The sequence below is a fragment of the Deefgea piscis genome (genome assembly GCF_019665785.1).
Classification (GTDB): domain Bacteria; phylum Pseudomonadota; class Gammaproteobacteria; order Burkholderiales; family Chitinibacteraceae; genus Deefgea.
The window spans coordinates 1,509,306-1,530,731 of record NZ_CP081149.1 but is presented as its reverse complement, the minus strand read 5'-3'; the positions used below and the strand labels follow the sequence as shown (position 1 = coordinate 1,530,731).

At 46.9% G+C, this 21,426-nt stretch carries 18 protein-coding genes; 13 read left to right on the top strand and 5 right to left on the bottom strand.

The window, feature by feature from the left end; genetic code table 11:
* Nucleotides 1-68 precede the first annotated feature (68 nt).
* The 9 genes from K4H25_RS07075 (at nt 69) to K4H25_RS07035 (ending at nt 9,705) form a co-directional block, all read left to right on the top strand.
* Nucleotides 69-2,246 carry an LPS-assembly protein LptD gene (locus K4H25_RS07075; protein WP_221022623.1) on the top strand — a complete coding sequence of 726 codons (2,178 nt, stop codon included), beginning with the start codon at nt 69-71 and terminating at the stop codon, nt 2,244-2,246.
* Nucleotides 2,247-2,261: 15 nt separating this feature from the next.
* Nucleotides 2,262-3,551 carry a peptidylprolyl isomerase gene (locus tag K4H25_RS07070; protein ID WP_255588131.1) on the top strand — a complete coding sequence of 430 codons (1,290 nt, stop codon included), beginning with the start codon at nt 2,262-2,264 and terminating at the stop codon, nt 3,549-3,551.
* Nucleotides 3,551-4,549, top strand: coding sequence for a 4-hydroxythreonine-4-phosphate dehydrogenase PdxA (gene pdxA, locus K4H25_RS07065; protein WP_221022622.1), 999 nt, complete (start codon nt 3,551-3,553; stop codon nt 4,547-4,549). Before K4H25_RS07070 ends, pdxA begins: the two co-directional genes overlap by 1 nt.
* Nucleotides 4,550-4,693: 144 nt before the next feature.
* A complete protein-coding gene (rsmA, locus tag K4H25_RS07060; protein ID WP_221022621.1) occupies nt 4,694-5,479 on the top strand; it encodes a 16S rRNA (adenine(1518)-N(6)/adenine(1519)-N(6))-dimethyltransferase RsmA in 786 nt (261 codons plus the stop codon).
* 72 nt (nt 5,480-5,551) lie between these two features.
* Entirely contained in the window at nt 5,552-6,292 is a 741-nt protein-coding gene (locus K4H25_RS07055; RefSeq protein WP_182077372.1) for an amino acid ABC transporter ATP-binding protein, read from the top strand.
* 308 nt (nt 6,293-6,600) lie between these two features.
* Nucleotides 6,601-7,500, top strand: a complete 900-nt coding sequence (locus K4H25_RS07050; protein WP_221022620.1) for a glutamate/aspartate ABC transporter substrate-binding protein — start codon at nt 6,601-6,603, stop codon at nt 7,498-7,500.
* A 67-nt stretch (nt 7,501-7,567) separates the two neighbouring features.
* Nucleotides 7,568-8,314 carry an amino acid ABC transporter permease gene (locus K4H25_RS07045; RefSeq protein ID WP_221022619.1) on the top strand — a complete coding sequence of 249 codons (747 nt, stop codon included), beginning with the start codon at nt 7,568-7,570 and terminating at the stop codon, nt 8,312-8,314.
* Nucleotides 8,315-8,980 (top strand): amino acid ABC transporter permease, encoded by a 666-nt coding sequence (locus K4H25_RS07040; RefSeq protein WP_221022618.1) that lies wholly within the window; start codon nt 8,315-8,317, stop codon nt 8,978-8,980. It begins immediately after the preceding gene.
* Entirely contained in the window at nt 8,977-9,705 is a 729-nt protein-coding gene (locus K4H25_RS07035) for an amino acid ABC transporter ATP-binding protein (protein WP_173533642.1), read from the top strand. The genes K4H25_RS07040 and K4H25_RS07035 overlap by 4 nt, the downstream gene beginning before the upstream one ends.
* Before the next feature lie 83 nt (nt 9,706-9,788).
* On the opposite strand, the gene K4H25_RS07030 is transcribed toward K4H25_RS07035, so the two are convergent.
* From K4H25_RS07030 to K4H25_RS07010, 5 genes are all read right to left on the bottom strand, one after another.
* Nucleotides 9,789-12,305 (bottom strand): sensor domain-containing phosphodiesterase, encoded by a 2,517-nt coding sequence (locus K4H25_RS07030; RefSeq protein WP_221022617.1) that lies wholly within the window; start codon nt 12,303-12,305, stop codon nt 9,789-9,791.
* Nucleotides 12,306-12,481: 176 nt separating this feature from the next.
* Nucleotides 12,482-14,776, bottom strand: a complete 2,295-nt coding sequence (gene topA, locus K4H25_RS07025) for a type I DNA topoisomerase (protein ID WP_221022616.1) — start codon at nt 14,774-14,776, stop codon at nt 12,482-12,484.
* Between the two features lie 53 nt (nt 14,777-14,829).
* The gene (locus K4H25_RS07020) at nt 14,830-15,288 is read right to left on the bottom strand and encodes a DUF494 family protein (protein WP_221022615.1); all 459 of its coding nucleotides are present in this window, start codon (nt 15,286-15,288) and stop codon (nt 14,830-14,832) included.
* 8 nt (nt 15,289-15,296) lie between these two features.
* A complete protein-coding gene (gene dprA, locus K4H25_RS07015; RefSeq protein WP_221022614.1) occupies nt 15,297-16,406 on the bottom strand; it encodes a DNA-processing protein DprA in 1,110 nt (369 codons plus the stop codon).
* A gap of 2 nt (nt 16,407-16,408) precedes the next feature.
* The gene (locus K4H25_RS07010; protein WP_221022613.1) at nt 16,409-17,476 is read right to left on the bottom strand and encodes a LysM peptidoglycan-binding domain-containing protein; all 1,068 of its coding nucleotides are present in this window, start codon (nt 17,474-17,476) and stop codon (nt 16,409-16,411) included.
* Nucleotides 17,477-17,647: 171 nt separating this feature from the next.
* Between K4H25_RS07010 and def the strand changes: the two genes are divergently transcribed.
* The 4 genes from def to rsmB all read left to right on the top strand — a co-directional run bounded on the left by def (nt 17,648) and on the right by rsmB (nt 21,420).
* A complete protein-coding gene (gene def, locus K4H25_RS07005; protein WP_221022612.1) occupies nt 17,648-18,151 on the top strand; it encodes a peptide deformylase in 504 nt (167 codons plus the stop codon).
* A gap of 78 nt (nt 18,152-18,229) precedes the next feature.
* The gene (gene fmt, locus K4H25_RS07000) at nt 18,230-19,150 is read left to right on the top strand and encodes a methionyl-tRNA formyltransferase (RefSeq protein WP_221022611.1); all 921 of its coding nucleotides are present in this window, start codon (nt 18,230-18,232) and stop codon (nt 19,148-19,150) included.
* A 29-nt stretch (nt 19,151-19,179) separates the two neighbouring features.
* On the top strand, nt 19,180-20,043 hold the full coding sequence (htpX, locus tag K4H25_RS06995) for a zinc metalloprotease HtpX (RefSeq protein ID WP_221022610.1): 864 nt from the start codon (nt 19,180-19,182) through the stop codon (nt 20,041-20,043).
* A 90-nt stretch (nt 20,044-20,133) separates the two neighbouring features.
* A complete protein-coding gene (gene rsmB, locus K4H25_RS06990) occupies nt 20,134-21,420 on the top strand; it encodes a 16S rRNA (cytosine(967)-C(5))-methyltransferase RsmB (RefSeq protein WP_221022609.1) in 1,287 nt (428 codons plus the stop codon).
* Nucleotides 21,421-21,426 lie beyond the last annotated feature (6 nt).

Genomic DNA, 21,426 nt, shown 5'->3' with positions numbered 1-21,426 from the left:
TGTTAAGAAAGTTAAGCGCGTTTACTGCTAGAATCCACCAATTCTATCAAAGTAATGACGACAACCACATGCGGGTGCGTAATTCTCCTCCCTATACCATCAAGATCGTAGCGTTCTCACTGGCCATCTTACCGGCACTGAGCCAAGCCGCTGCATCCAGCCCTGCGGCCGAGCCGCCCTTATTCATTGAAGCGGATCAAGCCAGCGTCCAAGAAGGACAATATTCTGAGGCGCGCGGCAATGTCATCGTCAATCGCGATGGCATGGTGGTCAACGCCGACTGGGTGAAGTACGAACTCGAGGCCGATCAAGTTCATGCTGGTGACAAAGTCAAAGTCACGCAAAAAGGCGATACGCTTGAGGGTGACTCACTGAATATGACGGTGCAGACTCGCTTGGGTGAAATGGACAACCCGATTTACCACATGGCTGAAGGCCAAGTACGGGGTGACGGCGTCAAAGTTTTATTTGGCGGCAAAGACAAATACACCATCCAAAAAGGTCGTATGACCACTTGCCGCGATGGGCAAGACGATTGGTATTTGCACGCCAGAGAAATTGATCTCGATTACACCAGTAATTATGGTCAAGCTTGGCATGGCTGGGCCGAATTTAAAGGCGTACCGTTTTTTTACTACCCTTTTGTTGACTTCCCACTCAATGGCGATCGCAAAAGTGGCCTCTTATTACCCACGTTAGGCTACAGCAATACCAATGGCTTGCAATACAGCCAGCCGTATTACTTTAATCTGGCGCCCAATTACGATGCAACGATTACGCCGAGCTATTTTGGTGAGCGCGGCGTCATGCTCGGTGGTGAATTTCGCTATCTGCAACCCGAATACGCCGGCACCCTACGTGCGGCGGGAATTAACGACAGATCAACCGACACGCAGCGTTATGGCGTTTACTTCCAGCACAATCAACTGCTCAGCGATCGCTTGTCATTAAGTATTAATTATCAAAAAGTATCTGACTCTGATTACTTTATTGATTTTTCTGACACGCTCTCGGGCGCCTCGCAAGTGAATTTGCCACAAGAAGCGCTGCTCAATTACAACGGCGATTTTTGGTCAACGTATTTACGGGTTCAGCGCTATCAAACGCTACAAACCGAAACCAACCCGGTTGAAGATCCATACTGGCGCATGCCGCAGTGGTATTTTAGCGCTAGCCCGCAAATTGGTTATGGTTTAGAAACCAAAATCAGCGGTGAAGTAACCCGCTTTGTGAATCAATCCTTAGTACAGGGCGATCGCGCTTGGATTAACCCAAGCATTAGCCTGCCAATGAGCAATAGCTACGGTTTTATTACTCCGCGTTTAAGCGTACACGCCAATACCTATCGCACCGAAAGCGCGACCGGCCAAGACATGGGCAATCAATCCTTTGTCGTGCCAATCGCCAGTATTGATACCGGGCTATTTTTTGAGCGCGAAGGCAGTTTATTTGGCTCAGACATTGTGCAAACCTTAGAGCCACGCGCTTTTTATGTGTATGCACCGTATAAATCACAAAGCGATGTTCCCAATTACGACTCGGCCGTTGCCGCGCTGTCTTGGTCACAGTTGTTTAGCGAAAATAAATTTACCGGCAATGACCGAATTAATGACGCCAACAATCTAACTTTGGCCATCAGCAGCCGTATTTTTGATGATGCAACCGGGATTGAGCGCTTTTACGCCGGTGTCGGCCAACAGTTTTATTTCACCTCACCACGCGTGACATTGTCTGGCCCAGATAATACCGATGAGCAAAAAAGCTCAAATATGTTTTTGATGGTGGGCAGTCAATTACCTAACAATGTCAATGTGAACTACTTATTGCAGCAAGACTTGCACACCAAAAGCACCATCAATTCGGAGCTCAACCTCAGCTGGACACCGAGCGAATATAAAACCCTCAATTTACGTTACGTGCACAATAAATCGTCCAATATCGAACAAGCCGACATCTCGGGGCAATGGCCGCTGGGTAATGGCTGGTATGCCGTGGGTCGTTACAACTATTCACTGAATGATCGCAAAGCACTAGAGACGATTGCTGGCGTTGAATATAATGCCGGCTGTTGGGCGCTGCGTTTTGCTGCGCAAAGCTATGTCACCACCAATAGCACGTACAAAACCAATTACTTTGCAATCTTAGAATTAGGCGGTTTGGCCGGATTGGGGATGAATCCGATTAGCTTATTAAAGCAATCCATTCCTGGTTACGCCGACACTTATCGCTCTCCAAAACTTCGTTAAAGGCAGTACAACCGTATGAAGACTATGACTTTGCTGCGTACCGCAACGCTAACTTTAGCGCTCTTTAGTAGTGCGGCAATGGCCGAAATTATTACTGCCGATCGCGTGATTGCGGTTGTGAATCGCAATGCGATTACGCAAGTTGAACTCAATCAAAAAATCAACGCCATTCGCAAAAATCTAGAACAGCAAAAAGTTCAATTACCGCCTGAGCAAGTACTGCAAGAACAAGTGCTGGAACGGATGATATTAGATCAGCTGCAAACCCAATACGCTCAGCAGCTTGGCATTCGAGTTGATGACAATCAGCTGGAAATGGCGATCAACCGGATTGCGGCACAAAATCAAATGAGTTTGCCGGTGTTTCGCCAAAAACTGGAAGAAACCGGCATGTCATGGCGTGGATTTCGCGACCAAATTCGCCAAGAAATGCTCTTGGCACGCTTAAAAGATCGCGAAATTGATAGCAAAGTGGTGGTGACCGACTCCGAAATTGATGACTACATCAAACTAGCGGCCAATAAAGTCCAAATGGAATACAACTTGGCGCAGATTTTTATTCCATTACCGGAAAACGCCGGGCCTGACCAAATTCAAGCGCGCCGTTTACGCATTCAAGCGGCCAAAAAAGAGTTGGAAACCGGCGCTGCATTTGCCAGCGTTGCCGCAAGCTACTCTGCCGATCAAAACGCCAATAAAGGGGGCTCATTAGGTTGGCGGCCTGCTGGCTCTTTGCCGCCGGCATTTACTAGCTTGCTCGACCAACTCAAGCCTGGCGGCATTACCGACGTGGTTCGCAGCCCGGCGGGGTTTCATTTATTCAAGCTACTCGACAAACGTAGCCAGCAAGAACAAGTCGTGGTTGATCAAAGCCATGTACGGCACATTTTGATCCGCAGCAACGAAATCACTTCGACCACCGATGCACAACAAAAATTACGCCAAATTCGCAGTCGCATTGAGCATGGCGAAAAATTCGAAGACCTCGCCAAAGCGTTTTCCGATGATGCTAGCGCCCCCAAAGGCGGTGATTTAGGCTGGCTCAATCCGGGAGAAACGGTACCAGAATTTGAAAATGTAATGAATTCGCTCAAAGTGGGCGAAGTGAGTCAGCCGGTACAAACGCCGTTTGGTTTCCACTTGATTCGCGTTGATGAGCGCCGTAAACAAGACGTGACTTTAGAGCGTGCGCGTTTCAAATTACGCAATGAATTAAAACAACGTAAAGCCGAAGAGCAATATGAAGATTGGCTGCGTCAATTGCGTGATCGCGCCCACGTTGAATTGCGCCTCAAGGACGAGTAATGCAAAAACCATTGGCGATCACCACCGGAGAACCTGCAGGTATTGGCCCCGAGCTAGCGATACAATTAGCACAGAGCAACATACCCACACCTATCGTTTTATTGGCTGATCGCCAATTGCTGCTTGAGCGCGCCACTTGCGTTGGGATTGATCCAGCCATTGTGACGGCCTGGCCTGATTATCAAGCCGAGCACACCGCCCCCGTTTCAGTCTTGCATATCCCCTTAGTCGTCAGCAGTATTGCTGGGCAACTTGAGCCCAAAAACTCAAGCTATGTTTTGGCGCTACTTGATCGCGCCATTGCAGGCTGTATGCAAGGCGAGTTCGCCGCAATCGTCACCGCGCCGCTGCACAAAGGGGTGATCAACGACGCCAAACTGGGCGGGTATTTCTCTGGACATACCGAGTACCTTGCTGAAAAGACGCATACCCCACAGGTAGTCATGATGCTGGCCGGTGAATACGGCGCCGACGCCAAGATGATGCGAGTCGCACTGGCTACTACGCATTTACCACTTAAAGACGTCGCCAGCGCGATAACTAGCGATGCATTACGCAGCACTTTACGTATTTTGCAGCATGATTTACAGCAGTATTTTGGCCTACCTCAGCCCAAAATCATCGTCGCCGGGCTCAACCCACACGCCGGCGAAAGTGGCCATATGGGCCGTGAAGAAATTGATATCATCATTCCGGTACTCGAGCAATTACGCGCCGAAGGCATGCATTTAATCGGACCGCTGCCCGCTGATACTTTATTTAATCCGCCAATTTTGGCGCAAGGCGATGCGGTGTTGGCGATGTATCATGACCAAGGGCTACCGGTTTTAAAATTCGCCACCTTTGGTGCCGGCATTAATATCACGCTGGGCTTACCGATTATTCGGACCTCGGTCGATCACGGCACCGCACTCGGCTTAGCCGGTAAAGGTCTCGCGGATGTCGGCAGCTTGATTGCTGCGACTCAATTAGCCGCCTCATTAGCGGCCAACACTTAAGGACTTCAGCGCAGCACGTGGCTTTTCGGCATTGCTTGATAAACTCAATCGATCAACGGAAAAACCACGCGATGCGACTGCTTTACAATAGCGAGACTTCTCGCTTTTTATTTTTGTATGTCCCCGTTGGGGGCAAGGATTCAAATGGCACATATTCCCCGTAAACGCTTTGGACAAAACTTTTTACAAGACCAAGGCGTCATTGCTGGCATCATCAACGCAGTTGACCCACAAGCTGACGACGTCGTCGTCGAAATCGGTCCTGGCCTTGCTGCGCTGACCGCTCCGCTGCTGGCTCGCGTTCCACAACTGAATGTCGTTGAAATCGACCGTGATATTGTCAGCCATTTATCGAGCATTTATCCGCCTGAACGTTTAGTGATTCACAACGCCGACGCACTCAATTTTGATTTTGGCGCGCTCGCCCGCGAAATCGCCCCTGGCAAACGAATTAAATTAGTCGGTAATCTGCCATACAATATTTCAACCCCACTGCTGTTTCATCTGGCGAGCTTTAGCGACATCATTTACGACATGCACTTTATGCTGCAAAAAGAAGTCGTTGAACGCATGGTCGCTGAACCGAGTACCACCGATTACGGCCGACTATCGATCATGCTGCAATATCGCTACCTGATGGATCATATTATTGACGTGCCGCCAGAATCGTTCGATCCACCGCCGAAAGTTGACTCTGCCGTGGTGCGGATGGTGCCTTATGACGTACTCCCTTATCCGGCTAAAAATGAAGAACATCTGCGTAAATTGGTGTTAGCTTCATTTTCGCAACGCCGTAAAACACTGCGCAATAATTTAAAAGGCATTGCTAACGATCAAGTGCTAGCTGATTTGGGCATTGACCCAAGCTGCCGCCCTGAGAATGTGAGCGTGGCTCAGTATGTGGCACTGAGCAATGCATTGGCCAACTAGGGTTTTCCCCGCTAGGCTAACCCTGAATACCCTTACAAAATAACAGGTTCACCCATGAATGATAATGTGACCATGATTCGCTTTAATAATGTTAACAAATGGTATGGTCGCGACCACCATGTTTTAAAAAACCTCAACCTTGAAGTCAAACAAGGTGAGGTGGTCGTGGTCTGTGGCCCCTCTGGCTCGGGGAAATCCACCCTCATTCGAACCATTAATCAACTTGAAGCGATTAATGATGGTGAAATTTGGGTTGATGGCATTCAAGCCAATAGCACCAAAACCAATATCAATAAATTGCGTGAAGAAGTCGGCTTTGTGTTTCAGCACTTCAATCTTTATCCGCATTTATCGGTATTAGAAAACATCACCTTAGCGCCGATTAACGTTAAAAAAGTCCCCGCGGCACAAGCCAACCAACAGGCTTTGGAGCTGCTTGAACGTGTTGGTCTATTAAACAAAAAAGATGCTTATCCAAGCAATTTATCGGGTGGTCAGCAGCAGCGCGTGGCGATTGCCCGTGGTTTGGCGATGAACCCACGCGTAATGCTATTTGATGAGCCTACCAGCGCACTCGATCCTGAAATGATTGGTGAAGTGTTAGGCGTTATGAAGCAGCTGGCAGAATCCGGTATGACCATGATGGTGGTGACCCACGAAATGGGCTTTGCCCGCGAAGTCGCTGATCGCGTCATTTTCCTCGATCATGGTGAAATTGTTGAAGACACCATGCCAGAAAACTTTTTTACCAATCCACAAACCGATCGTGCCAAACAATTCTTACGTCAAATCCTAACCCCTATGGATCAATAATTACGCGAAAGATACACGACTCAAAAACAAAATGGCTGCCCTATGGCAGCCATTTTTATGGGGTATCTCGCGGTAGCAATTAGCTAAAATACTGTTACAAACAATACCCTACCATCAGCATACAATCCACAACATTGCAGTCTATCAAGCTAAATTATGATTCAGTGTATATAACATCTATGCATGCATTCAATTGACTTGACACTACCGTATTCCCGTAAGGAACATCCCTAGATGTTGCTTTATTCAGTTCTACATATACTGAAAAAAAACTTAAAAATCAAAACCCTCATCTCTTGGAGCACCACATGAAAGTATTACTTCCTCTGGCCATTGCAATGTCTCTACTCACCACCGCACACGTTGGCGCAGAAGAACTCAGCGGCACCTTAAAAAAAATTAAAGAAAGCGGTGTCATTGTACTCGGTCATCGTGACTCATCGATTCCATTCTCTTATCTTGCAAATGATGCAAAACCGATTGGCTACTCTGTTGACCTCTCTAACAAAGTCGTTGACGCGGTAAAGAAAGAACTCAAGATGCCGAACTTACAAGTTCGTTATAATTTAGTGACTTCACAAACCCGTATTCCTCTAGTGCAAAACGGCACGGTTGACCTTGAGTGTGGCTCAACCACCAACAATCTTGAGCGCCAAAGACAAGTCGCGTTCTCATTAGGTATTTTCGAGATCGGCACGCGTCTTATGACTAAGAAAGGCGGTTCAATCAAAGACTTTCCTGATTTAGCTGGCAAAAATGTCGTGACTACTGCTGGCACGACGTCTGAACGCATTTTGAAAAAAATGAACGAAGACAAAAAAATGAATATGAATATCATCAGCGCCAAAGATCACGGCGAATCTTTCTTAATGCTTGAATCGAATCGCGCCGTTGCCTTTATGATGGATGATGCTTTATTAGCCGGTGAAATGGCAAAAGCCAAAAAACCAAGCGAATGGGAAATCGTCGGCAAGCCACAATCGTATGAAATTTATGGCTGCTTATTGCGTAAAGATGATCCGCAATTCAAAAAGGTGGTCGATAGCGCAATTGCCAGCACTTATAAATCAGGTGAAATTAACACCATTTACAAACGCTGGTTTGAAAGCCCAGTTCCACCAAAAGGCTTAAACTTGAACTTCCCAATGTCAGATGATTTCAAACAATTAATCGCTAAGCCAACAGACAAATCAGCCGAGCAAATGTAATTCACCGCATACTCAGCAAGCCGAGTAGCACCACTACTCGGCTTTTTTACCTTTGGAGAAAATATCGATGAATTATCATTGGGACTGGGGTGTGTTTTTTAAACCCACCGGTATCGGCAGTGAAATTTATCTAGACTGGTTCATTACCGGTTTAGGCTGGACTATTGCACTGGCCCTCACTAGCTGGATTATTGCTTTATTTATTGGCACAATCGTTGGTGTTGCCCGTACATTACCTAATAAAATTATTGCCAATTTAGCTGCAGGTTATGTTGCTTTATTTAGAAATGTACCACTCTTAATTCAATTATTTATTTGGTACTTTATGGTGCCAGATTATTTACCTGAAAATTTAGAGCTATGGTTTAAACAAGACATTAATCCAGCAACCAGCGCATTTATTAGCACCGTAATTTGTTTAGGCTTATTTACTGCCGCTCGCGTGGCCGAACAAATTCGCACCGGTATTGAGGCACTTCCACAAGGCCAAACGAATGCCGCTTTAGCGCTAGGCTTACGTTTGCCGCAACTATATAAAGATGTTTTATTGCCGCAAGCTTTTCGTATCATCATTCCACCGATCACCAGTGAATTTTTAAACGTATTTAAAAACTCATCTGTTGCATCACTGATTGGCTTGATGGAATTGTTGGCGCAAACCAAACAAACCGCTGAATTCACGGCCAATTTATTCGAAGCATTTACACTCGCAACGTTGATTTATTTCACACTCAATATGAGTCTGATGATGCTAATGCGTAAACTAGAAAAACGAGTACAAGTGCCTGGCCTTATTGCTTTAGGAGGAAAATAAATGGATTTCTCCAATATCTTACCTGCACTACCGAGCATGATGGATGGCCTGTGGTTAACACTCAAACTCACCGTACTTTCTATCATTGGTGGGGTTATTATCGGGACTTTACTGGCCTTAGCACGCCTGTCTAAATATAAAATTTTAGCCATGGCCGCAGGGTTTTATGTTAATTATTTCCGCTCTATTCCATTGTTATTGGTCATCACTTGGTTTTACTTTATGGTGCCCTTTATCATTGGTTGGGTCACCGGAACGAATCGCCCGGTTGGTGCACTCACTTCGTGCTTAATTGCATTTATGCTATTTGAAGCGGCTTATTTCTGTGAAATCGTTCGCGCAGGGATTCAATCGATTTCGAAAGGCCAAATTAATGCGGCATATGCACTCGGTCTAAATTACCGCCAAGCAATGCAATTAATTGTTTTGCCGCAAGCGTTTAGAAAAATGATGCCGCTATTAATGCAGCAATCCATTATTTTATTCCAAGATACCTCTCTGGTTTACGCTGTTGGCTTAATGGACTTTTTAAATACCGCACGTTCTCGTGGCGATATTGTGGGCCAGCCGCATGAATTTTTATTATTTGCTGGTTTAATTTATTTTATTATTAGCTTTGGTGCGTCAAGCTATGTGGCGTACCTCAAAAAGAGGACAACCGTATGATTTCGATTGAACACATTAATAAATGGTACGGTGATTTCCAAGTCCTGACCGATTGCACTGCAGATATCAGCAAAGGCGAAGTCGTCGTGGTATGCGGACCATCGGGCTCGGGTAAATCAACCTTAATTAAATGCGTTAATGCACTTGAGCCTTTCCAAGAAGGCCGAATTATTGTTGATGGTATTTCAGTTGGCGATCCACAAACCGATCTGCCTTTATTGCGCTCGCGAATTGGGATGGTGTTTCAAAACTTTGAGTTGTTCCCACACCTATCAATCACTGAAAACTTAATGCTCGCTCAGCAACGCGTTTTAGGGCGTAGCGCTGATGAGGCGCGCGATACGGGCCTCAAACTACTCGATCGCGTGGGTCTTAAGGCACAAGCGGCTAAATTTCCAGGGCAGCTCTCTGGTGGCCAGCAGCAACGTGTAGCAATCGCTCGCGCCTTGGCAATGAACCCGATTGCCATGCTGTTTGATGAACCGACCAGTGCTTTAGACCCTGAAATGGTGAATGAAGTCCTCGACGTGATGACCGAATTGGCGCAAGAAGGGATGACAATGATGTGCGTGACCCATGAAATGGGTTTTGCGCGCCGAGTTGCCAATCGCGTGATTTTTATGGATAAAGGGCGTATTGAAGAAGATTGTAGTGCGGTTGAGTTTTTTGGCAGCCCACGTGGTGAGCGTGCACAGCACTTCTTGTCAAAAATTCTACATAACTAAGCATTGATGTATTAGCTGCTAAGCCAACATAAAAAAGGGCTGCAAGTGTATACCTTGCAGCCCTTTTTTGTTTCGCCGTTTTTTTACATTTTGGCTTGCAAACCCAAGCGCATCCAAAGTTCGGCAACCCCTGCCGGAACGGGCTCACTAAAGTAAAACCCTTGCATATAATTCACGCCCAATCCTTGCAAAAAGCGGGCGGTTTCTAAATTCTCAACACCTTCAATGACTAACTCCAACTGCAAGCCTTGCGCCATTTGTGCAATCGCATGCATGACCCGTCGGCCATCTTCAGTATGTAAACGCTGCGCAAATGAAACATCCACTTTTAGCATTTGGGCCGGCATTTCATGCAATTGCGATAAAGAAGAATAACCCGTACCAAAATCATCAATAGCTAACTCAAAGCCAGCTAAACGTAATTGCCGCAAATGACGCATTTGTCGTGAATAATCAGTCAGCGCAATACTTTCGGTGATTTCTAAAATAATATCCGAAGGCCGCAAACGAAAGCTCGATAAACGCTCTACCAATTGCGTTACAAAACTGGGCAAAAATAATTGACTACGTGAAATATTAATCATCATTTTTTGTGCCAAACCGACATCACGCCAATCGCGCAACTTGGCAAATGCAATGAGCATAATTTGTTCAGAAAGCTCTTGAATTAAACCGACTTTCTCCGCCATAGGAATAAATAATTCTGGACTAATCCAACCACTTTTATCATCTTGCCAACGCGCCAAAGCTTCAACCGAAACCACTTCGCCGGTTTTAGCATTCACTACTGGCTGATAAAACACTTGTAAACCACCATACTTAATAGCACTCGATAATCGAGATTGAATCGCAACATGCTCACGGCCCAATGCTTTTAGATGCAATATATCGCCATAAAAACAAGCATTATTTCTTCCTGCATGTTTAGCGTGATACATCGTATGATCTGCCGCAGATAATAATTCCTCACCACTTTCGGCGTTATCGGGATAAATCGCAAATCCAACAGAAATCGTCGGCTGCGTTTCCATACCGTTGATACTCACGCTTTCTCTAGCAGCCAGCCTTAATGATTCAGCAATTATTTTTAATTGTTTGCCGTCTTTTAAGTTTGGAATTAAGGCAATAAATTCGTCGCCCCCCCAACGCGCCAAAATAGCGTCGTCGGGCAATACCGCCTTCAATCGCTTAGAAAGGCTGATTAATAACTCATCTCCAGTTTGATGACCAAACGCATCATTAATTTGTTTAAAGTGATCTAAATCGATAAAACCCAAACCGACTTTACAATGGTTCACTCGAGCCTGATCGATGGCGCGGTGTAATTCATCATCCAATAACAGACGATTAGGTAAGCTGGTTAATCCATCATAAAGCGCTAATTGCGTAATATGCTGCTCATTTAAATGCGCAACCGTTACATCACGGAGTACACCTCGTAAACCCGTTATTTTTTGATCCGGACCGAAATGTGCGATCAAGCGCGCTTCAACCCACACAAACTCGCCGTCTTCACGCATGAGTCGAAAACGAACTTGATTCGGCACTGCTGATTTAGCTAATTGTGCCAACACGTCAGCCACCAATTTCACATCATCTGGATACACCCATGACAAAATAGATCGAGATAAATCCTGATTTAAATGCCGTGGATCAACCCCGCGCAGCTTAGTCCAAGCTGTGGTCGCCTCAGTCAGCACACCTTGCGGCGATAGATCAATAATGGCCTCTTCCAGCAGATTTAACGTATCTAGCGTGGTTTTTTTGCGTGCTGCATCCTGCATTAATGTCGTAACGTCCTGCATCAACACCACAATGTGCTGCCGATTGCCAGTGGCAACTCGCTGTAACCGAACCAAAAGACACACTTGATCTGGCAATATGCAGTGAAACTGCATATTCGTTGGCCCCGCTAGCAATTTAGGTACGCGCAGCACTAATTCACTGGCTAATTCAAAGGGCAATGCAATCGTTAAGGCGCGTCCCAATAACTCACTGGGAGCAGGTAGACTAGGATGACCGGACCAAACTTGGCAAATCACGCCACTGGGTTCCAGTTCAAACACCATATCTTGGGTTGCACCGACTAAAGCGCGTAGACGTTGCTGATTGGCAATCGATTCGGCTTCTATTTTTGCTTTTAAGAGTGCTTGAGCCACATGATTGCTCAACATTGATAGTAAGCGCAGCTCGGTTGAATCGCGCTGCCGACGCTCATCGTCATTTAAAAAAGTTAAAAATCCAAATAACTGCCCATTGTCTAACAATGGAATACACAATAATTGGCGCACCCCGACTTGCGCCAATAGCATCTGCTCAGCGAGCGGTAACTCAAGCAATGACTTATTCAGCACCATACCAACAGCAAGGGTATCTGCCAATAGGGGATATTGGTCATACTCTAGTGTCACAAACGGCTGGGGGGTATTACGTGCAAGGTGGCAATCATCATCGCGCCATGCTGAAGTCAATCGTGCAATTTTGCCATCGGCTTCATTCAAATACAGCCCCGTCATGCCGCTATGCGAAGCCTCAGCGAGCGTGCGCAATACTTCGACCATGGCGTCAGGATCATCGGCAACGGCCAATAAATTAACCACACTATCAAAGGCGTTAAAATAGGTTTGGTAAAGGCCTAGGGCCTCATGAGGCGCAAGCGACGCTGCAATAGAGACTAGATTTTCAGACCGCACAAAAGCCTTGAGAAACAATTGAATGAGCTTTATCAAAAAACACTAAAAACGGGAACCGAATCGATTCCCGTTGTGGTGTGATTTTACGCTTTTTCTGGCGGAGGGATCAGTACTTCACTGTATCCACACTCTTTTTGTGGACACACTTTTTCGGTACCACGGCGTTTTGTGACTTTGATGGTCATAATCGGCCATTTACACTGTGGGCAAGACTCTGCCACTGGTGGATTCCATGTTGCATATTTGCAATCTGGATAAGTATTGCAAGAATAAAACAGCTTGCCATAACGGCTTTTACGCTCAATCAAGCTACCTTTATGGCACTCTGGACATTCAATTCCGGTGTCTTTTGGCTTTTCAAGCGGCTCAATATGTTTGCATTTCGGATAATTTGAGCAACCAATAAACTTGCCATAACGACCCAATTTGATCAGCAATGGTGATTCACATTTCGGGCACGTGCGATCAGGCACCACTTCTGGCTCAACCGGTGCCGCATTTGGATCATCACCAATATTACGCGTGTAATCACACTCTGGGTAAGAGCTACAGCTAATAAAGCGACCACGACGACCAAGGCGAATCGATAGCTTATGTTTGCCACATTTCGGGCAATCCTCATCCATCGCTTCATGCGTGACTTCAGCGCGGGTTAAAGCTTGTTTTTCTTCAACTTGCTTATGGAACTTGGTCCAAAACTCATCCAAAACCGGAATCCACTCACGGCTTCCGTTGGAAATCTCATCGAGTTTGTCTTCCAATTTGGCAGTGAAGTTGTAATCCACATACTGAGTAAAATGCTCAGATAAAAACTTATTCACCACTTCACCGGTATCGGTCGGCGTGAAGCGTTTTTTATCTAAAATCACATACTCACGATCTTTTAAGGTAAAAATAATCGATGCATACGTTGAAGGACGACCAATGCCAAATTCTTCCAGCGATTTAACCAAACTCGCCTCAGTAAAGCGTGGCGGAGGTTGGGTAAAATGCTGCTCGCCGGAGAGTTTTTCTACGGGTAAAACATCCCCTTCGGCCATAACTGGCAAGCGGGCTTCATCTTCATCATCGTCAACATCATCAGCATCTTCTTGGTATACCGCGATAAAGCCGGGAAATACCAAAGTCTGGCCTGTGGCACGAAATAAATTTTCTGGGCTACCAACCGCAATATCGACCGCAACCGTATCAAACTTTGCCGAGGTCATTTGGCAGGCTAAGGTCCGCTTCCAAATCATTTGGTACAGCTTAAATTGCTCAGGCGACAAGAAGGTTTTAACCGACTCAGGCGTGCGATGAATCGACGTTGGGCGTACTGCCTCATGCGCTTCTTGTGCATTTTTGGCTTTGTTTTTATACGCGATCGCGTCTTTCGGTAAATATTCTTTTTCGAAATGCTCGCCAATATAGCCACGTATTTCAGCCAAAGCATCGTTCGATAAAGCCACCGAGTCGGTACGCATATACGTGATTAAACCCACGGTTTCCCCGCCGAGATTAATCCCTTCATAGAGTTGCTGCGCAGTTCGCATGGCTCTATCGGTAGTAAAACCTAATTTACGTACCGCTTCTTGTTGCAAGGTTGACGTAGTAAATGGCGCGGCTGGACTGCGCGATTTCTTTTTCTTTTCAACCGAGTGCACTTGAGCCGGTAAATCAGCTAAACCCGCCAAAATAGTGGCCTGAGCCGCTTCATTTGGAATATCAAACTGATCGAGTTTTTTACCTTGCCACGTGGTGAGTTTCGCAGCAACTTTACTGCGACCCTTTTTAGTGTCAAGGTGGATTGACCAATATTCTTGCGCATTAAATGCGCGAATTTCAGCCTCGCGCTCACAAATCAAGCGCAATGCCGGACTTTGTACTCGGCCTGCTGAGAGACCTGTACGGACCTTGCGCCATAGCAACGGCGACAAATTAAAGCCAACTAAATAATCTAAAGCGCTTCGTGCTTGCTGCGCATTGACCAAATTAAAATCAATATCCCGTGGATTAGCGACGGCCTGCAGTACCGCAGATTCTGTAATCTCATGAAAAACGACGCGTTTAAAGGTTTTTTCTGGGCTGATTAATTTCTTAGCTTTTAAAATTTCCATAATATGCCAAGAAATAGCCTCACCTTCTCGGTCCGGATCGGATGCGAGATAAATATGGTCAGCGGCTTCAACAGCATCACAGATGGCATCTACATGCTTTTTATTTTTTTCGATGATCTGATACTTCATTTTGAAGTCTTTTTCAGGATCAACCGAGCCCGACTTACGCACTAATCCGCGCACGTGGCCATAAGAAGCAAGGATTTGAAAATCTTTGCCCAAATATTTTTGTAGTGTTTTCGCTTTCGAAGGCGACTCAACGATTAAGAGATTGGCCGGCATGGTTCCCCAAGGCAGCAGAGATTCAAAAACTGGAGTGCGTGGCACCGCGTGGTCTAATGCAAAGCAAAACCTTCACGGCCAAACAGCAACTCCTCGATTAGGAGATTGGTTAAAGCATCACGCTTTTGCCAAATCACCATTAAAACTATTAATTTAATTCTTTCTACAGTGACTTCACCATCTGGTTCACGCCAAAGTCGATCAAGTACTAATTCGCGCTCGCCCGCACTTAAGATTCGCGTCGCATCCAGAGAGTGCATAAATATTGCCGCGTCTTCACTTAGTCTTTCTAGCTCCATTGGATGCAAGGAGCGAAAGCCAAATTCACTGCAATCAAGTAATTTGTAGGGAGCAACATCAATTTGTTTGAGCTCAGACAACCACGTCAGCGCGTCATGTATATCTTCACCTTCAAAGCCAGCCAAAGACAATTTTTTGGCCAATTGAGACATATCAGGCAAGCCGTCTGCGTTATAAAACTGCTCAAAAAGGTAAGCAAGCACTTCTAACATAATCTGTATTAAACCCCTCCGCCAATGCGTTGATAGCGTCCGCCAGGCAAAGAAGCCAGCTTCCCTTCCAATTCAAAACCCAACAGAATCTCGTACAGAGCGACATTCGTCAAGCCAGTTCGCAGAATTAAAGTCTCGATATCTACGGGATCCCAACCTAAAGCTTGCCAAAACTCATCCTCAGCCACCGGCTGCTGCGCCTGTTTTTTAGGCGTAGCGGTCACTGAAAATAAATCATTACCAAAACTTAGTTCGCTCAAAATATCATCCCCCGACTCCACTAGCTTAGCACCACTCTTAATCAAAGCATGGCAACCCTTCGCTTGCGGGGAGTGAATTGAACCGGGAATTGCAAAAATTTCTCGGCCAAGATCAACCGCCTGCCTCGCCGTAATCAATGACCCACTACCCAATGCCGCCTCAACCACCAAGCACCCTAAACCCAAGGCCGCAATAATTCGATTTCGCTGTGGAAAGTGCATCGGCAATGGCGGCGAGCCCAAAGCAAACTCAGACAAAAGTAAACCTTCTGCGGCCAACTGATGGGCGAGTTCACGATTACTGGCAGGATAGATCCGATCCAGCCCCGTTCCCACCACTGCAATGCTCGAGCTACGGCCGGCTAATCCACCACGATGTGCTGCAGCATCAATACCACTGGCCATGCCACTCACAATACACAGTCCCGCATTGGATAAATGCGCAGCAAATTGCTGGGCATGCTCAATCCCCTGCTGTGTGGCGTTTCGACTCCCTACTATACTGAGTGCGGGCTTTTTAAGTAAATTCAAGTCCCCTTTGGCATACAACACAATCGGGGGATCGGGTAGTGACAACAAAGAAGCAGGATATAGAGCGTCATTTAATGTTAATAAATGATGCTGAGGTTCACTCAGCCAAGCTTGAGTTAACTCGACGATACCAGCATAGCTTGGCACAGCGGCGGTCAACACGGCATCAATCAGTTGCGGAGATATTAGATCTTTTAATGCGCTGCGTGACGCAGAAAAAATCAGTTCAGGCTCACCCAATGCACGCAATAAATGCAATTGGCTACGAACCCCTAGTCCAGGAACTAAAGAGAGTCGTAGCCAAGCTTGAAGTTCAGCGGTGAGCAATATTATTCTGCCGCTGCACTGGCCTTCGCGGTATCGCCAGCATTGATCGGCAATGTACTATCCATCACCAGCGCATACGCGACTTTTGGGAAAACCCGATATACAAATAAATTACCGCTCTTAATCGGAGGTGTAAATCGTGTTGGTTCTGCACTGGTTTCTTTAGCAATGAGTCTTGGCGCCTTATAGCTAAACAGCACCGTACCCATATCCACACCATCGAGAGCACCGCGATTGAGCACCACAGTCGTTAAAGAACCCGCTTCAGTTGAGCCACCGTAAGTAGAAATTACCTTGCCTTCGATGGTATGGGCAGGCAAGTGCGGTACGTAATTGATAAATTGTTTTTCAGGCGAACGAATCAAGCGATCGCCGACTGAAATTTCCTCTTTGCTATTGACGACCGTCATTGTGGTCACATCACCCTCGCGCTTAACCCGAACATCGCCCAAGTAGGTGACTTCGATGCCAATCACTTCCTTTGGATTATCTGGATCCACCAATGGTTTACCTTTGCGGAACGCCTGCCAAGTTTCACCAGGCTGCGCATCGACCAAATCCACAGAGTAAATTTGATCATTCGGGCCAAACAACAATCGGCTATCAGGCCCCGCAGCAATCCGTGGCGCAGCAGTAAAATCCTCGACGCTCATCACCAATGGTTTACTCAAAAAAGGCTCAATAGAGGCGTAGGGAATGCTTGCAATCGCATTACCCGTCAAAGTGGTTTCACGAATTCTAGGGCTTAATTTACCGTTACCGCCGCGACCATCTACTTTTTGACTTTTCAATAGTTTAAGCCGCGGTTGGCCGCTTGAGGTATCCAAGACAATCACATCACCAGGGTAAATCCAGTGCGGATTTTTAATATCGGTTTTATTTAATTGCCAGATTTCTGGCCAGCGCCAAGGCTGGCTTAAAAATTTGCCAGATATCCCCCACAATGTATCGCCCTTGACCACCACATAACGATCCGGTGCATTTTTAGCTAACTTCAATTCATCTGCCACGGCAGGCGCGGATAAAAAACCAACCGCTAATAGCAGCGATACAATGGATTTACGCATCATTATTTAAGCCCAAAGCTTACCGGTCATCGGACCTTGCAAGCAAAAATTCAAAGAAGTTCACCGATATGATCTTGATATCCAACCACCCCGACCCATATCGAATATAATACAACGCTATAGATTATCTCTATTTTTAATTCTGCATATCAACTTTTGGTCTAGCAAGCACACATGGCAATTCTAAACATTCTGCACTATCCCGACGAGCGCTTACACACAATCGCTCAGCCCGTGACTGTTTTTGATACAGTTCTGCAACGCCAAATCGATGACATGGCAGAAACCATGTACGCCGCACCGGGCATTGGCCTTGCCGCCTCGCAAGTTGATTTTCATCAGCGCTTGATTGTGATCGACATTTCTGAAGATAAAAACGACTTGCTGGTGTTGATCAACCCAGAAATCATCGTCGCCGATGGTCACACCATGTACGAAGAAGGCTGCCTCTCGGTACCGGGCATTTACGAAGAAGTTGAGCGCGCGCAAACGCTGACCGTTAAAGCGCTCGATCGACACGGCCAGCCGTTTACACTCGAAGCCGATGGCTTGTTGGCCATTTGCATTCAACATGAAATGGATCATCTTAACGGCAAGATTTTTGTTGAAAAATTATCGCGACTCAAACTCAATCGCATCCTACAAAAAATCAAAAAAAACCAAAAACGCACGATGTAACTGGTCTAAGTTTGCTTAATAACTTGAACTTCGCCGCTAATGAGGGCATTCACATCCATTCACTTTGCACATAAACCCATGAAAATTATATTTGCAGGCACGCCTGATTTTGCGGCTGAAGCACTCAAAGCGCTAATTACTGCTGGGCATGAGATCGTTCTGGTACTCACGCAGCCCGATCGCCCTAGTGGCCGTGGCATGAAACTCACACCGTCGGCAGTCAAAATGGTCGCCCAAGCACACCAGATTCCGGTCTATCAACCCGAAAAACTACGCACAGCGGAGCAACAAGCGCCTTTGATGGGTATCGAGGCGGACGTGATGGTGGTTGCGGCTTATGGGATCATACTGCCACAAATCATTCTCGATCTGCCCCGTCTTGGCTGCCTAAATATTCATGCTTCACTTCTGCCTCGCTGGCGTGGTGCCGCGCCAATTCAACGGGCGATCATGGCGGGCGACACCGAAACCGGTATCACCATTATGCAAATGGACGCCGGGCTCGATACGGGCGACATGCTCAGTGTCCACGTCACGCCGATTGCGCACGACGACAATGCACAAACTTTGCATGACAAATTAGCGCAACAAGGCGCCAGCGCGATTGTGAGTGCTTTGGCACAACTGACGGATTTGACGCCAATCCCTCAGCCGGCAGCTGGTGTTTGCTATGCTGAAAAGCTCAAAAAAGAAGAAGCCCAAATCGACTGGACGCAATCGGCCAGTCAGTTAGCGCTTAAAATTCGTGCTTTCAACCCCTTCCCTAGCGCCCAAACCACGCTGGATGGCGCAACGATCAAACTCTGGCAAGCGACTGCCATTGCAGATCAAGGCTCAGCAGGCACGTTGATTGCTGTGGAAAAAGACGCGCTGATGATTGCCTGCGGTGAGGGCGCACTACGTGTCACTGAACTCCAAAAAGCCGGTGGCAAGCGCCTAAGCGCAGCGGCTTTTTTAAGTGGCTCGCCACTCACTATCGGTCAGCAATTTGGTGCTTAATTTCATTCACATCAACAGGAGCCAAAAACATGGATAATTGGTTTAAAACCACGCTGCTAATGGCCGCGATTTTGGCCTTGTTCATGCTGATTGGCGGCGTAATCGGCGGCAAAAGCGGGATGTTAATGGCGCTGATTTTTGGTGGCGGCATGAATATTTTCGCTTACTGGAACTCCGACAAAATGGTGCTCAAAATGTACAACGCACATCAAGTTGATGCGCGAAGTGCCCCTGAGCTTTACACCATGGTCCAAGAGCTGGCGCGTAATGCGGACCTGCCGATGCCAAAAGTCTTTGTGATTGATGAAGACCAGCCCAATGCATTTGCGACTGGGCGTAATCCTGAAAATGCCGCCGTTGCCGCCACAACGGGCATTATGCGAGCACTGAGCTACCGCGAATTACGTGGCGTTATGGCGCATGAATTAGCGCACGTACAGCATCGCGATATTTTAATTTCAACCATTTCAGCAACCATGGCTGGCGCTATTTCGGCGCTGGCTAATTTTGCCATGCTCTTTGGCGGCCGTGATAGCAACGGACACAGCATCAACCCGATCGCACGCATTGCGGTTGCCATGCTCGCACCACTAGCGGCCAGTGTGATTCAAATGGCGATATCTCGAGCGCGTGAATTTGAAGCCGATGCCGGTGGCGCGCGCATTTCTGGCGACCCTGCAGCGCTGGCCGATGCCTTAACTAAAATTGAAGCTTTTGCGAGTGGCATTCCAATGCACGCCGCTGAAGCACACCCTGAAACCGCACAGATGATGATTGTGAATCCCCTGCACGGTGGTGGCTTACAAAATTTATTTCGTACCCACCCACTCACCAGTGAACGGGTGGCGCGTTTACGCAATATGGCACAACACAACATCAGGTACACCGGATAGGTATATATCGGCAAACCTTATAAAAAAAGATCCCTTACTCAATACCCCAAAGCCCGACATCTGGTCGGGCTCATTATTTGGAAGCTTATTATGTTTATTACCCAAAAATTAGCCGGACAAACCGTGGCCCATGTTTTGGCCGGTCAAAATCTAACCGAAGCCCTCAATGCGGTCTGGCGCAGCAACCCCAACCTTGAATCGGGTCAGCGCGGCGCGATTCAAGACATTTGTTATGGCACTTTGCGCCAACTTGGTCTAATAGAAGGCATTCTCAAGCAGCTGCTGCGTAGCCCTTTGCACGAAGCTGAACTCAAAGCACTGTTACTCATTGCCGTCTATCAATTGCAATTCACGCGTGCGGCGTCACACACGATTGTTGACCATGCCGTCAAAGTCGCAGCACAAACTGGCAGCGGCTTTGGCAAGGGCTTGGTCAATGGCGTTTTACGTAGCTTTTTACGCGGCAAGGACGAATTAGTCCGTCGTGCGCAAGCCAATGAAGTGGGTTTGTATTCACACCCAGCTTGGTGGATTAAAACCATGAAATCGGCCTACCCAACAGAATGGGAAGCCATTTTAAATGCCAATAATCAACACCCGCCAATGACGCTACGCGTCAATCCAGCGCACACCACGCTCAATGATTATCTGGCTCTACTGAACGCTGCCAATATCGAAGCAATTGCCCTTGATGACTCGGCAATTAGTTTAAAACGCCCTGTAAGTGTTGATTTTTTACCACACTTTTTTGCCGGCTGGGTTTCAGTGCAAGATTGGGGTGCGCAAGTTGCAGCTAAGTTACTTGACCTACACGACGGTCAGCGCGTACTAGATGCTTGCGCCGCGCCGGGTGGCAAAACTTGCCATATTCTAGAGACCGCCAACGTCACCCTCACTGCGCTCGATAACGATGCAACGCGTCTGCAACGCGTTAAAGACAACTTAAATCGCATCAACAAAACCGCCACCTTACTGCAAGGTGATGCTTCAGCGCCAGATACTTGGTACGACGGTCAGCAATTTGATAGAATACTCGCCGATGTACCTTGCTCGGCAACTGGGGTTACGCGTCGCCACCCTGACATTAAATGGTTGCGCCGCAATGATGACTTGGCAAAATTCGCACGCCAACAGGCAAAAATCCTGGATGCATTATGGCCACTCGTAGCGCCAAACGGCAAACTACTGTACGCTACGTGCTCAGTTTTTCCTATAGAAAATGCCGCTTCAGCTGAGGCTTTTGCGCTCCGTCATCCCGATGCAAAGCGCTTAGAATTACCCGCGAGCGCATTACCGAATGGCCTGTCACTTGATGGCCAGTTATTACCCACCGCGGAACATGATGGTTTTTATTACGCGCTTTTCTCTAAATCGTAATTGGCG